The organism is Pseudomonas sp. SH10-3B (assembly GCF_019891415.1).
In the GTDB taxonomy this organism is placed as follows: Bacteria; Pseudomonadota; Gammaproteobacteria; order Pseudomonadales; family Pseudomonadaceae; genus Aquipseudomonas.
The window spans coordinates 118290-131830 of the sequence record NZ_JAFLXD010000004.1 but is presented as its reverse complement, the minus strand read 5'-3'; the positions used below and the strand labels follow the sequence as shown (position 1 = coordinate 131830).

At 55.9% G+C, this 13541-nt stretch carries 14 protein-coding genes and 4 pseudogenes; 15 read left to right on the top strand and 3 right to left on the bottom strand.

Features of this window, described 5'->3' with window-relative positions; all coding sequences use genetic code 11:
- Nucleotides 1-199 precede the first annotated feature (199 nt).
- Nucleotides 200-414: pseudogene (locus J1G35_RS04900) on the top strand (hypothetical protein).
- A 68-nt stretch (nt 415-482) separates the two neighbouring features.
- Here J1G35_RS04900 and J1G35_RS04895 read toward each other — a convergent pair.
- Nucleotides 483-1010 (bottom strand): hypothetical protein, encoded by a 528-nt coding sequence (locus tag J1G35_RS04895; RefSeq protein WP_223013862.1) that lies wholly within the window; start codon nt 1008-1010, stop codon nt 483-485.
- A gap of 1032 nt (nt 1011-2042) precedes the next feature.
- Here J1G35_RS04895 and J1G35_RS04890 point away from each other — a divergent pair.
- Entirely contained in the window at nt 2043-2843 is an 801-nt protein-coding gene (locus tag J1G35_RS04890; RefSeq protein ID WP_223013860.1) for a DUF5131 family protein, read from the top strand.
- A 15-nt stretch (nt 2844-2858) separates the two neighbouring features.
- Nucleotides 2859-4106, top strand: a complete 1248-nt coding sequence (locus tag J1G35_RS04885) for a three-Cys-motif partner protein TcmP (protein WP_223013858.1) — start codon at nt 2859-2861, stop codon at nt 4104-4106.
- 71 nt (nt 4107-4177) lie between these two features.
- On the opposite strand, the gene J1G35_RS04880 is transcribed toward J1G35_RS04885, so the two are convergent.
- Together J1G35_RS04880 and J1G35_RS04875 are read right to left on the bottom strand one after the other, a co-directional pair.
- Nucleotides 4178-5227 (bottom strand): phage portal protein, encoded by a 1050-nt coding sequence (locus tag J1G35_RS04880; protein ID WP_223013856.1) that lies wholly within the window; start codon nt 5225-5227, stop codon nt 4178-4180.
- A pseudogene (locus J1G35_RS04875) lies at nt 5227-6983 on the bottom strand (terminase ATPase subunit family protein). The gene J1G35_RS04880 and the pseudogene J1G35_RS04875 overlap by 1 nt, the downstream one beginning before the upstream one ends.
- A gap of 155 nt (nt 6984-7138) precedes the next feature.
- Between J1G35_RS04875 and J1G35_RS04870 the strand changes: the two are divergent.
- The 12 genes and pseudogenes from J1G35_RS04870 to J1G35_RS04820 all read left to right on the top strand — a co-directional run bounded on the left by J1G35_RS04870 (nt 7139) and on the right by J1G35_RS04820 (nt 13403).
- Nucleotides 7139-7969 carry a GPO family capsid scaffolding protein gene (locus J1G35_RS04870; protein WP_220172442.1) on the top strand — a complete coding sequence of 277 codons (831 nt, stop codon included), beginning with the start codon at nt 7139-7141 and terminating at the stop codon, nt 7967-7969.
- A gap of 40 nt (nt 7970-8009) precedes the next feature.
- Nucleotides 8010-9032: a phage major capsid protein, P2 family gene (locus J1G35_RS04865; RefSeq protein ID WP_223013854.1), complete on the top strand. Its 1023-nt coding sequence runs from the start codon at nt 8010-8012 to the stop codon at nt 9030-9032.
- Nucleotides 9033-9036: 4 nt separating this feature from the next.
- Entirely contained in the window at nt 9037-9738 is a 702-nt protein-coding gene (locus J1G35_RS04860) for a terminase endonuclease subunit (protein ID WP_141605808.1), read from the top strand.
- A 116-nt stretch (nt 9739-9854) separates the two neighbouring features.
- Nucleotides 9855-10316: a head completion/stabilization protein gene (locus tag J1G35_RS04855; protein ID WP_223013852.1), complete on the top strand. Its 462-nt coding sequence runs from the start codon at nt 9855-9857 to the stop codon at nt 10314-10316.
- Nucleotides 10316-10528, top strand: a complete 213-nt coding sequence (locus J1G35_RS04850; RefSeq protein WP_223013850.1) for a tail protein X — start codon at nt 10316-10318, stop codon at nt 10526-10528. The genes J1G35_RS04855 and J1G35_RS04850 overlap by 1 nt, the downstream gene beginning before the upstream one ends.
- Before the next feature lie 45 nt (nt 10529-10573).
- On the top strand, nt 10574-10897 hold the full coding sequence (locus J1G35_RS04845; protein WP_186296032.1) for a phage holin, lambda family: 324 nt from the start codon (nt 10574-10576) through the stop codon (nt 10895-10897).
- Nucleotides 10894-11736 carry an N-acetylmuramidase family protein gene (locus J1G35_RS04840; protein WP_223013848.1) on the top strand — a complete coding sequence of 281 codons (843 nt, stop codon included), beginning with the start codon at nt 10894-10896 and terminating at the stop codon, nt 11734-11736. Before J1G35_RS04845 ends, J1G35_RS04840 begins: the two co-directional genes overlap by 4 nt.
- Nucleotides 11733-11936 (top strand): hypothetical protein, encoded by a 204-nt coding sequence (locus J1G35_RS04835; RefSeq protein WP_223013846.1) that lies wholly within the window; start codon nt 11733-11735, stop codon nt 11934-11936. The genes J1G35_RS04840 and J1G35_RS04835 overlap by 4 nt, the downstream gene beginning before the upstream one ends.
- Nucleotides 11933-12373: pseudogene (gene lysB, locus J1G35_RS30840) on the top strand (Rz-like lysis system protein LysB); the annotation flags it as partial. The gene J1G35_RS04835 and the pseudogene lysB, both read left to right, overlap by 4 nt.
- Nucleotides 12291-12476 (top strand): annotated as a pseudogene (lysC, locus tag J1G35_RS04830) (Rz1-like lysis system protein LysC); the annotation flags it as partial. The pseudogenes lysB and lysC, both read left to right, overlap by 83 nt.
- Entirely contained in the window at nt 12473-12955 is a 483-nt protein-coding gene (locus J1G35_RS04825; protein ID WP_223013842.1) for a phage tail protein, read from the top strand. The pseudogene lysC and the gene J1G35_RS04825, both read left to right, overlap by 4 nt.
- The gene (locus J1G35_RS04820) at nt 12945-13403 is read left to right on the top strand and encodes a phage virion morphogenesis protein (protein ID WP_223013840.1); all 459 of its coding nucleotides are present in this window, start codon (nt 12945-12947) and stop codon (nt 13401-13403) included. The genes J1G35_RS04825 and J1G35_RS04820 overlap by 11 nt, the downstream gene beginning before the upstream one ends.
- Nucleotides 13404-13541: the final 138 nt, after the last annotated feature.

Genomic DNA, 13541 nt, shown 5'->3' with positions numbered 1-13541 from the left:
AAAGCCCACATATGGATTGGAACGCCTAAGTTTTAGAGGTTCCCTCAAGTGTACCGTGCAGCCTTACCCAAGAATAGCTAGTACTACTTTCGTACCCAGCCATGCGTGACTGATGACAAATCCTAACTCCCCGCTGGCGCATCCGATTCCCAGTATCTCCCCTGCTATGATTGAATTTTTAAGAATCAGGTCTATCTCGATGGCGAGCGAATACTCACTGAAAGATATGCTGGAAAGAATGTATGAAAACCAGCTGGCGTTAGAGGCGGCAGTGATGGAACTGACTCTCTGGGCTGAGCGGCAAAACGCTTTAGAATTGGGTGAAAATGTTCGGGGAACACTTCACACGATTGGTGGCACCGCGGCTATATCAAACAGGGCTTAGCTCGATTAAAAGGGGCGGGCCTTCCCTAAATGGAAGTTATCGATCGGTAACTGACGCTTAAATGCGGGAATTGAGCTTGCGCCTGATTGTTCGCATCTTAAAAATTATCTGTGTATCCCTTGCGGCTGATAGTTAACTTAATAGAGGGATGCGATACGAAGCAGTGTATATATTCTGCGCCTCCAAGCATTAACTCCAGCTCTCCAGACTCGCCGCTGTCCTCAGCCGAAATCCCATACCCATCGGGCTCGGTGCTTACCTTTATCTTCAGTGGAATATTTACCTTCTGCGCTTCAAGCTGAAAATGCAGGCGAACGAAGATAGCAGTTGGCGGCGCGTAATCTTGGACCGGGATGATTTGTGCCAGCGTCCAATCCTCCGCGACCCGCTCAGTGGCATTCGTCAGCTCTTTAATGGCGCCCCATACACTGCGACCTGACTTGCGCGCGCCAACAGCACTTAACCAGTAACCGATTACGCCGGACAAAACCAAACTAACCAGGCCTGGCCAATAACCATGAGTCAGACCTACGAAGCTGAAGATAGTACCCAGCCCAGTGATGAGCACTCCAGCTATGACCATACGATCACCCAATGCACCGTCCTTGCTTTGCACCATTTTCATGTTCCTCCAAGTAAGGCCAACGATCATAAGCCAAAGTGAAACACATCAGTGAAAACGTCCATTCGCGCGTACGCACCTACATAAGAACGAAACACAACCCAAAAATTTTCGGCCTAAAAAAAAGAGTAACATAAGTAATCCGGACCATTATTAAATCTTAAGTCATTGAAATTAAAGGCTTTTACATTTAGGCAAAAAGGTAATTTCTAAGTAATATTGAAGTAATCTGATTACTCTTTATAAATGTAATTCTCATTTTTATAAAAACCCTTTAAAAACAATATCTTGTAAAACAATTACCTTTTCAATTACTCCTCTGTTACTCCTTTTTGTAATACCGAAACCCACGGAATACGCGGCCTCCAGCCCATTACCCAGACGTGGTTACTGAAATTACTCTTTTTGAAATACCCCCCCTCGGTGCAGGGTTCCGCAGGCTTTTAACCTCCCAACAACGCCAAGCAAGCGCCCAGCCTAAGCCGCCGGGAGTGGTTCGCAGGGGCGCAGAAAAAAAGACCCATTTAGCCCGCAGGCGAGGTGGGGGGACGACGGCGCGCGCCAGATACTGACGCACGTGACGGGCTGTCATGTAGCACGTCAACTCCCCGAAAATCGACTTTTGGCACGCCAACCTCCCAAGGCCAGTCTGACCGCCACCAGTCGATGCCAGTGCCGGCAAAGACTCACACACCTAAAAGCCCTGTATTGATTAACTCGAACGGCCTTATAATTTTCCGTGACACCTCGTAAATGCTATGTCGGGATGGTTTTTTCATTCCGCTGATGGGCAAAATCTCGTCGTCTAAGGCAGCGTTTCTACTATGAGAAAGGCCAATCCCTAAACAGTAAAAAGCCGCCTCATGGGCGGCTCAGTCAGCGTTTTTACGTACGAAAAAACAGATTGACGCAGTCGTGATCGTTTTTGGGCATAATGGCGCGAGAGACGGTTTCGGAAAGTATTTTGCCTACTATCCACGTAAGATATCTTCACCGTCGCCTATCAGATGCAGAACCGATCGTGCAGGTGTAGAAATGGCTGAGACCCAAATCGAGTGGACCGACTCCACATGGAACCCTGTTGCAGGTTGTTCAATTATCAGCGACGGATGCAAAAACTGTTATGCCATGGAAATGGCAAAGCGCCTTGAGTCAATGCATGTTGAGAAATATGCAGGGCTGACCAGGCAAGTTGGTAAACGTACAGTTTGGAATGGCGTAGTGAAAGAGGATGAAAAATCCTTAGCTATTCCATACACATGGAAAAAGCCTCGTAAGATCTTCGTTAACTCCATGAGTGACTTGTTCCATGAGCAGGTCAGTGATGAATTCATCATGCGCGTTTGGAATGTTATGCGCGAGACTCCACGGCATAGCTACCAGATTTTAACTAAACGCCCAGATCGCATGGAGGATATAATCTCCAAAAAAATAAAGACGATTCTTCCGAACGTCTGGATTGGCACAAGCGTGGAAAACGCTGATGTATTAGATCGAATTGAAAGTCTGCGAAAAGTTCCAGCAGCGATCAGATTCATTTCTTTTGAGCCTTTGATTGACTCCGTAGCCGGTGTTAATTTACAGGATATAGACTGGGCAATCGTTGGTGGCGAGAGCGGACGTTCGGCTCGCCCTATTAAAGAAGAGTGGATTGACGAAATCTACGAACAGTGCTTAATAAGCGAAACAGCATTTTTCTTCAAACAATGGGGCGCCTGGGGTAAAGACAACACCAAACGATCAAAAAAAGACAACGGCAGGGAATACCGTGGTAGAACGTGGGACGAAATGCCTGTAACTATTATAAGTTCTACGCAGCAAGCCTCATTCAGATAGGGAAATTTTGAGCGAATGGCAGAAAAACGATATGAGTGGCGAAGTGGTGCTGTTCTGGATGACCACTCCCGACAAAAACACAAAATATTGAAAGAGTATTTTTTTCAATATTTGACCGTGCGTTGTCAAATACCGCAGCAAGCAAAATTTCGCCTTGCTGTTATTGATGGATTTTCCGGTGGTGGTCGCTATCAATGTGGGTCAGCTGGCTCCCCGGTTATCTTCATCGAAGAACTCAAGCATGCTCTGAAATTCATCAATATTAACCGCGCTTCTCAGGGTCTTGGACTCGTAGCTCTTGAGTGCCTTTTAATCTTGAATGATGCAGATAAAGATGTAACTGAATTACTGAAAGAAAACTTAGCTCCATTACTCGCTGAAATCAATGCAAGCGGCGTGGAATTAAAAATACAAACAGAGTACTTTAGCGAACCATTTGAACAAGTCTACCCAAAAATTAAAGAGCTGCTATCTAAATACCGCTATAGAAACGTATTGTTCAATCTAGATCAATGCGGGCACAGCCATGTAGAAAGAAAAACAATACTGGATATAACCCGCTCCTACCCTTCCGCAGAAATATTTTATACGTTTGCGATCGAAGCACTGGTCTCATTCCTAAGAAAATCTGAGCCAGAGATGGTATCAAATCAGCTCTCTACGGTTGGGCTGGAGGCAAGTGACCTGAAGGCCTTGGAAGGCCAAATGAATAAGAATAGCTGGCTAGGAACAGCTGAACGGTTAGTCTTCCAAGCATTTAAAGAGTGCGCACCATACGTAAGCCCTTTCTCCATCAACAACCCGTCCGGGTGGAGATACTGGCTTATTCACTTTGCCAACTCATATAAAGCCAGACAGGTTTACAACAATATTCTGCATGACAACAGTAATGCTCAGGCGCACTTCGGTCGATCAGGGCTACGCATGCTCTCTTATGACCCTTCTGAAGATGGCTCTTTGTATCTTTTTGCAGATTCTGACAGAGAGAATGCAAGAAACGAGCTTTTGGAGGATATACCGAGACTTATTTCAGAATCTGGTGATGCCGTTGTCGTTAGTGACTTCTATGCAAGCATATACAACGAGACTCCAGCACACACAGACGACGTACATGCTGCAATTATAGAAAGCTCAGAAATAGAAGTGATCACTCCAACCGGTGGCACTCGAAGAAAGTCGAATACCATTACGGTTAACGATATTCTTAAGTTTAAGAGCCAGCGAAGTTTTTTTCCTATGTTCTCCAGCCATCAAAAAAAATAGCTGAAGAGCCGAGTATTGTTTATCGAAAACCGTTGCATTAGTAACTATCTAAACTACTACGTAGGGGGCGCTTATGCCCCCACGGGTATTTCATAGGGTTTGAAACGCACGACCTCCTCCCCAAGCCAGTCATTCACCTGCGCCATACGCGCCTGAATCGGCTCCAGTTCATTGGCTGCATAGATCTGCGCCGCCTCCCTGATCGAACCAAACCCACCCGCGTTCTGCGGCACGATGCCCATCAGCTGCGGCGGAATGCGCAAGCTGGCCAGCACGTCGTCGCGGGTCTGGTTTTTGATCGAATTGAATTCATCCTTGGCCGTCACTTCGCTGACAGGGATGATCTGCAACCCGTCCTTTTTGCCGTTCGGCGAGTACACGAACAGGTTGCGGAAGTTGCCAGGCCCCTTGGAGTCTTTCAGCGCCTTGCGCAGTGAATCGACGTCCGCTTCGTTCTGCGCGGCGTCGGTCATGTAGAGGATGAAGCCGGCATGGCTCCCGTTCTCGTAATACTTACGCCGAAATAGCGTGGCCGATTCATTCAGCAACGCCGACTGCAAGGCGCTAATCCACTCGGGCAGGCCGTACACCTCCTGGTGTAGATCCGCTTCCCGCAGGTGAAAAACGGTGCCCGGTTCAAATTCATGCTCTTCCTTCCAGCCTTGGACCATGAACTGCCGGCCGTCCTTGCCCGAGCGCATGTACTTCGCCAGCGGCGGTACCAGCTCGCGCACCGGGCCGAGCATCGAGCGCCGCCCTTCCAGATAGCCGTTACCCAGGCAGAGGAAGTCCAGGGCGAACTGTTCGAACGCTGCCCGCGACAGCAGCCGGTGTGGAATGAAGGTTTTGCTCAGCAAATTGCGTTTGAACATCAGTCCCGAGTGAAGGTGCACGCTTGAACCCACAGACCGTGCCAGCCCGTTCAGCGACAGAGGCGGCTCGTACCAGCGCCCGTTAAACCAGCACTCCAGATAATCAAACACCTCTCGGCCACTCAACACTGGTGACGGATCGCCGAAGCTGAACGCCTCCATCTTGCTATCACTGCGCGGAATGAACTCCTGCGTTGCAACCGTGGAAGCCTGGGCCACTTGCTTGGTATTTCTGCGGCGGTTCGACATCAAAAAATCTCCATCCGCCCGGTATTGGCAGTGGTCTGCCCCTCCAGCGGTTCGTTGTGCAATGCGTGAAAGAGCGCCCACGCCAGATCGGCGTGGCCGGTGTTGTCGTTGCGGCCGGCGGTGTAGGTGAATTGGCGACCGCCTGCGGTGATAGTCTTGCGGATCGCCATCAGCGACTGCGCCATGTCGGTCCAGCCGGCGTCGAACTCCAGCCGACCCCGGTGGATCACGTCGTAGGCCTTCAGCACCAGGCGGGTCTTGACCTCGGGCGAGTAGCTGAACGTGGTGACGTTGGGGAAGAATTGGCGCACCAGCTGCGCCACGCCGCTGCCCAGACCGGTGACATCGATCCCGATGTACGTCACCCAGTAGCGGTCACAGACGGCTTTGATCACGCTCGCCTGCGCCGCGAAGTCCATGCCTCGGAATTGGTGACGCTCCAGCACCCGGAACTTGCCCCCTGGTACCAGAGGCGGTGCGACCACCACCAGGCCCGAGCAATCGCCGGTTTCCGCCGGGTCATAACCCACCCAAACCTGACGGTCGCCAAACGGCCGCATCGCAAACGGCTTGTAGTCCTCGGCCCACTCGACCCAGCTGTCGACCATGCAGGGCTGCAACACCGTCAGCGGGAAAATGCTCGCGCCGTCGTCGACGAATTCGCACATGAGCAGGTTGGCGAACGCTTCCGGGCTGTACTCCCGCCGCAGTTCTTCAATATCGAACAGGTCGCAACCGCCCTGCTCCGCGTCGAGGATGGTGACGATCTGTCGCCACAACCGGTCTTCGCAGAACCTACCCTGCTGAAGCGCCCCGTGGGATACGTCGACTTTGGTGTGTTGCGCCGCCGGCTTGCCCTTGTTGAAGCGCTCGCCCGTCCAGAAGGTGTAGGCCTCATGGGCCATGGTCGACGGCGTCGAGAAGTAGGTTTTGCGCCACTTCTTGTGCATCGCCATACCCGACGCAACCTTGTTCAGCTCCTCAAACTTGAACGTCCAGAAGAATTCGTCGAAGTAGAATTGCCGTGATAGCCCTGGGCCGTGCGCGCGTTGGTACCCAGAAAAAACAGTTCGGCGCCGTTCGGCAGCACAATGGGATCACCAGTCAACTCGACGCCGATGACCTCGCGAGCAAACGCTTGGATGTACCCACGGAACAAGTAGGCCTGGTTCTTCGAAGCGGACAAGAAAATCTGATTGCGCCCGGTTTCCAGCGCATCAATAAACGCCTCTCGGGCGAAGTAGTAAGTGGCGCCGATCTGCCGGCTTTTGAGGATGACGCGGGTGCGCTGATTGCCCGCCCGGTGCCAGTCTTTCTGGTAGTCGAAACACCCATCGATAAACGCTTCGCGCAGCTGCTCGATCTGGTCTTCGCTGATGTCGTTTTTCGGCGTCTTCTTCTTCGGCCCTTCGTTGCGCTTGGCGAGGTTTGGGTTCAGTTCGGTTTCGGTACCGCCACCCTGGAAGCGCTGGATGCGAGCCTGTCGCTCCAACTGCCGGTGCAGCAGGTCGATCTCTTTGAAGTCACCGCCGCTCTTGCCTTCCTTGAGGATCAACTGCACCAGGCGCGCTTCCAGCGCCCCACCGATGCGCTCGACGTTATCCGCCCGGTCCCACTCGTCGCGGGCCTTCCAGCTATGTAGCGTTTTTTCCTTTTCGCCCGTAGCCTCGGCAATCTCGCAGATACGCCAACCCATCCAATACAGGAACTTGGATTGGCGTCGGGGATCGATTGGGAGCAGTTCAGTCGTAGTCATGGCCGCGATGCTGCCGCCCACGCCTGCGAGTCAGTAGCGCCGCCCCTTGTAGTCCCGCTCTCTACAATCCCGTCCCGTTGCCGCAACTCGCGCGCGTCACGACCATGCCCCTCATTGCAACGCACTTAGCGCCCAACGCATTGAGGATTCCCGGCATGAAGAAATTCCGCAGTAATTGGTTCCGCGTCGCCGTCGAGGGCGCTACCTCTGACAAGCGCACCATCAAACGCAGCTGGCTGGAACAGGCGGCGAAGAACTTCAATCCAGCCACCTATGGTGCTCGCATCTGGCTGGAGCACTTCCGTAGCCTGCTGCCCGACAGCCCTTTCAAGGCCTACGGTGACGTGCTCGCGGTCAAGACCGAAGAAGTGGAAATCAACGGCCAGAAGAAGCTGGCCCTGTTCGCCCAGGTCGAGCCGACGCCCGATCTGATCGCCATGAACAAGGCCAAGCAGAAGATTTATACCTCGATCGAAATCGACGACAGCTTTTCGGACACCGGCGAGGCCTACATCGTCGGCCTGGCGGTAACCGACTCCCCGGCCAGCCTGGGCACCGATGTACTGTCTTTCTCCGCGCAGAAGCCAGAATCCAGCCCATTCAAAGACCGTCATTACTCCGCGACGTCGATGTTCACCGAGGCGGTGGAAACCGAACTCCAGTTTGAAGAAATCGAAGAAAAACCCAGCCTCGGCGCCCAACTCTTCAGCAAGGTGCAGGCACTGCTCGGCGGCAAACAGGCGAAGGACGATGCCGAATTCGCCCAGATCGGCCAGGCCGTCGAAGCGATTGCCGATCACGTCAAGGATCTGCCCGATCAGTTGGCTGCCGAGAAGAAATTCTCCGGAGAACTGAACACCAAGGTTGAACAGCTCAGCAAAGACCTGGTCGAGCTGAAAACCACCCTCGGAAAAACCCAAGACCACTCCCAAACCCAGCGCCCACCGGTAACCGGCGGCGGCAAACAAGCCCTGGCTGAGTTCTGACCTGCGGCCTACACCGCCCAGCCCACTATCGGAGACACCCATGCGTAACGACACTCGAAAACTCTTCACCGGCTACCTCAGCCAGGTCGCACTGCTCAACGGCGTTGAATCGGCCACCGCCACATTCAGCGTCGACCCAACCATCCAGCAGCGCCTGGAAACCAAGATTCAGGAGTCGAGCGAGTTCCTGACCAAGGTCAACGTAATCGGCGTCGATGAACAGGAAGGCGAAAAGGTCGGCCTGGGCGTGGGCGGCACCGTTGCCAGCCGTACCAACACCAACGTCAAAAAACGTGAGCCGCGCAGCATCGGCACTCTGTCGAGCGACAAGTACAAGGCCGAACAAACCGACTTCGACACCTTCGTCAGCTATAAACAGCTCGACGCCTGGGCCAAGTTCCCGGACTTCCAAACCCGCCTGTCCAGCGCCATCGCCCAACGTCAGGCGCTCGACCGTATCCAGATCGGTTTCTACGGCACCTCGGCTGCCGAGCAGACCGACCGCACTGCGCACCCGCTGCTGGAAGACGTCAATATCGGCTGGCTCCAGCAGTACCGCACCCACGCACCCGACCGAGTGCTGAAGGAAGGCGCCGTCGCCGGCAAGATCACAATCGGCAAAACCGGTGACTTCAAGAACATCGATGCCCTGGTCTACGACGCCATCCAGCTGCTCGACCCTTGGTACCGCCGCAACCCTGGTTTGGTGGTACTGACCGGCCGCGAACTGGTTCACGACAAGTTCCTGGCCCTGGTCAACAAAGACCAAGACGCGACCAACACCCTGGCGAGCGACCTGATCATCTCCCAGCGTCGCGTCGGTGGTTTGCCGCTGTACGAGGTGCCGTACATTCCCGAAGGCACGATCCTCATCACTACCTTCGCCAACCTGTCGGTGTACTGGCAGATCGGCGGGCGTCGCCGCTACCTCAAGGAAGAGCCGGAGTGGAACCGCGTCAGCAACTTCGAATCGTCGAACGAAGCTTATGTGGTCGAGGAATATGGCCTGGGCTGCCTGCTGGAAAACATCACGCCGGTTGAAGACGCAGGCAGCGAGGGTTAACCCCATGGCACTCAGCATCGCCCAAGCCCACCAGCGCCGCGCACGCGCGGCAATGGAAGCGGCGAAAACGGCACCACAGCAATCCATGGCCGGCGCCACTGCATACGAGCACCAGTTGAATCAGCTGCTGCAAGATCGGCTGCGCCTGAAAGCCATCCAGTCCAACGAGGGCAAGGCTGCACTCAAAGCACAGTTGTTGCCCGAGTACATCCCGTATGTCGAGGGAGTACTTGCAGCAGGCAACGGTGCTCAGGACGACGTCATGACCACCGTCATGGTCTGGCGCGTTGACGTCGAGGACTACAGCGGTGCCCTGGACATCGCCGACTACGTGCTCAAGCACAAGCTGATCATGCCAGACCGATTCGAACGCACCACCGGTTGCCTGGTGGCGGAAGAAATCGCCACGGCCGCGCTGAAAGCGCAGAAGGCCAATGGCAGTTTCGACCTGAGCATCTTGCACCGCACTGTCGAACTGACCGACGCCGAAGACATGCCCGACCAGGCCCGAGCCAAGCTGTACCTGGCGACCGGCCGCGCGACATTGGATGGCATCACCGCCGAGGAGCCAGGCCAGCCCGGACAGATTCAGGCCGGTATCGATCTGCTCAAGCGGGCGATCGAGCTGCACGACGGTTGCGGCGGCAAGAAGGATTTGGACAGCGCTGAGCGCCTCCTGAAAAAACACGCTGCACCTTCTACCTAGAAGCATGCAGCTAACTGAGCGTCCCCACGCACCCCGCCGGCTCGGGGCGGATCGGCCAGGCCGCTCCTCCTGAACGTGAAGCCCCGACCACCGGCGATCTATTTTCGAGTGCAGTCATGAGCGCATTTGTAGCCAGCGGCACAGTCGAAAGCGGGCATATCAACACTGACCCGTTCTGGCCTTCGATTGATCTGGACGGCCTGCGCGCCTCGCTGCGCATCGACGCCAGCGTCACCCCGGCCCGCTTGGAAACCGCAGTGATCGCAGCCGCGATCAATCTCAACAACGAACTGAGCGAATGGCGAATCCGCCAACAGGCCACTGGCTACGCCACTTTGGCTGACGTGCCGGGGGATCGCATCAAGGGCGTATCGGTAAAGGTTCACCTGTACCGCCGTGCGATTGAGGCCGGCACCGGCGCCGAAGTCTGCGAGCGTTACCGCGACTACAGCGCCACCAACACCGGCAGCGACAAAGCCGAAGCAATCACCCCGAACATCGACGACTACCGACGCGACCTGCGCTGGGCTGTGCGCGACTTCCTAGGTCGCACCCGCACTACCGTGGAGCTGATCTGATGCCCGTCGCCGTCCGCACCAATCAAAACGACACCGTCGACGCCCTCTGCTGGCGGTTCTACGGCCGCACTGCGGGGGTCACCGAAGCCGTACTTGAGGCCAACCCCGGCCTGGCCGACCACGGCCCAATCCTGCCGCAAGGCCTTGTCGTCAACATGCCCGAAGCTCAAACCAGCGCGCCTCAGCGGCAGATGGTGCAGCTATGGGACTGACACCGTGGCACCAAGCCCTTGAACCCACCAACCCTGGACAACGGAATGAAGCGCATGCCTGACCGTCCCGACACATGGGCCTGGCTCGCCGCCTGGCTCGAACAAAACTGGCCGACTCTTTACGCCGGGGTCCTCGCCTTGGTCATCGCGGCCCTGCGGATCATGTATGGCGGCGGCACCCTGCGCCGTATGCTGATCGAGGCGCCGCTGTGCGGCACGCTGGCCCTGGCGGCTAGCCATGGCCTGGCATTGCTCGGTATCCCGACGTCCACTGCGCCTTTTTTCGGTGGGGTGATCGGGTTGCTGGGCGTCGAAGGTACGCGGGCAGCGGCCAAAAAGTTTTTCAACCGAAAGGTAGAGCAACTATGACAACCCTTCGCCACGGGGATCGCTCGCAAGCAGTGCTGATCCTGCAAAAGAACCTCAACAAGTACGGTGCCAACCTGGTGGCGGACGGTGAGTACGGCAACGCCACCGAAACCGCCGTCCGCGCCTACCAGGTGAAGGCCGGCCTAGTCGCCGATGGCGTCGCCGGCACCAAGACGCAAACCAGTCTCGCAGGCGGCGACTGCGCCCAGCTGCTGCGCAACCATGACCTGGTGGCCGCAGCCGAACGCCTCGACGTCCCGTTGGCGAGCATCTACGCGGTCAATGAGGTGGAGTCCAAGGGCAAAGGCTTTCTCGACAACGGCAAGCCGGTGATCCTGTTCGAACGGCACATCATGTACCGCCAGCTCGCCGCCCCTCAGCATGCCGGCGATGACCCAGCCGAACTCAAGCGGCACGCCGACCAACTCGCCACCGCCAACCCTGCCCTGGTCAACCCGAAACCCGGTGGATACATCGGCGGTACCTTCGAGCACCAGCGCCTGGCCATGGCCCGCCTGATCGATGACACCGCCGCCCTGGAGTCGGCGTCCTGGGGCGCCTTCCAGATCATGGGGTTCCATTGGAAGCGCCTCGGCTATGCCAGCGTGCAGGACTTTGTGGCGGCAATGAGTGCCGGCGAATCGCAGCAGTTCGACGCCTTCACCCGCTTCATTGAAACCGACCCAGTGCTACACAAGGCGCTGAAGGCCCGCAAATGGGCCGAGTTCGCCAAGCTCTACAACGGCCCGGATTACCTGCGGAATCTCTACGACACCAAGCTCCAGCGTGCCTACGAGCGGCACGCCGGCTGCGAGTGCGGGCAAGGGGTGGCGGCATGATCGACTTCGACGCGGTGAAGAAATTACGGGTGCAGGACGGTGACTTGCTGGTGGTGCCTGAGTCGACCGAACAGGACGATATGTTGCTGTTGGCCGAGGCCATCCAGTTGATGGACGGCGCTCGGGCCGTGATCGTGCGCGGCCCTATCAAGCAGCTCGACGCCGCTGCCATGAACAAACTCGGCTGGTACCGCGCGTGAGCACCCTGCGCCAGGCCCTGTACGGCCTCGCACTTCTCGGCGCCCTGGCGTTGCTGATCTGGGTCCAGGAAACACGCATCGACGTCGCTGAAGGCAAAACCGAGCGGGCGCAAGATGCGGCAAAGACCGCCCGCGACGACGCCGCCCGCAACCTGAAAACCGCCAACACCCTCACTGCCACCCTGAAACAGGAAAGGGATGCACAGTCCCTCCTGCGCACCCAGCAGGATCAGCTACGCCAGAGCCTGGCGACACGCGCCCGCACCATAGAGGAACTCAAACGTGAAAACTCCGAACTGCGTGACTGGGCTGCTCAGCTTTTGCCTGACGCTGCTCGCCGGCTGCGCGAGCGCCCCGCCTTCACCGGCGCCGCAGCTTATCGTGACTGGCTGTCCGGCCGTGGTGCCATGCCACCTGCCGGCGACCAGCCCCCTCAAAAACGGTGACCTACTGACCGACCAAGACCGTGCCGAAGCCGCCTGGGCCGACTGCGCGGCACAGGTCGACATGGTTTACAAACACCAGCAGGCCAACCCATGAACAAGCCCGAGAGCCTACGCGCTCACCTCCTGGCCACCGTCCCCGATTTCAAGCACGACCCCGACCGTCTGTTGATATTCATCGACAACGGCAAGGTCCGTTGCACCGCCGCACACACCCTGTCGTTTGAGTACAGCTTTGACCTGCAGATCATCCTCACCGAATTCGCCGGTCACCCCGATAGCGTGATCCTGCCCATCCTGGGTTGGCTGAGCGTCAACCAGTCCGATCTGCTGGAAAACTTGGATAAGGTCAAAGACGGTATCCAGTTCGAAGCCGACATCCTCGACAAAACCAAAGTGGACCTCAGTATTACCCTGCCGCTGACAGAGCGGGTGGTCGTCGGAAAAGATGATCAGGGCAACACCACCGTGAAGCATCCGAACGAACCGCAGTATGTGGCGGAATACCTCGATCCGAACTGGAAGCCTGGGAGCCAGGGCAACACCAGCGAATGGAGAGTGCCAGATGGCGAATAATCTGGAAGCACTGGAGACCTGGGCCGCAGTGCTGTTGGATCGGCTGGAGCCAGGTGAGCGAGGCAAACTTTCCCGAAGTATTGGGCAGGAGCTGCGCCGCAGTCAGCAGAGGCGAGTAATTGCGCAGGAAAACCCAGACGGAACTAAGTTTGCGCCGCGTAAGCAGCGGAACCTGCGCGCGAAAAGAGGGCGGATTCGCCGGAAGTTGGCAATGTTCAAAAAGCTGCCAAGCGCGAGATACTTGAAAGTCAACGGCGATAGTAAAAGCGTTACCGTGGGTTTCACCGGACGTATCGCACGAATCGCGAACATACACCAGTATGGTTTAAGTGACAGAGCTGAACGCGGAGCACCCAGCGTACGCTATGAAAAACGAAAAGTGCTGGGACTAAACAATTCAGCTATAGATTTAATACGAGACCAAATATTAATAGGCCTACACAAATAGAGAAACTTTCCAGTCCGCTCCCTCATCATTGAAAACGGAATTTAAAACTATATATAAACCTTTTAAAAACCGCATATACATTTCAGCATACAGAAAATCGGTACAATTTATGTTGGCAGAGCGAGGGGTGGCAAAAGG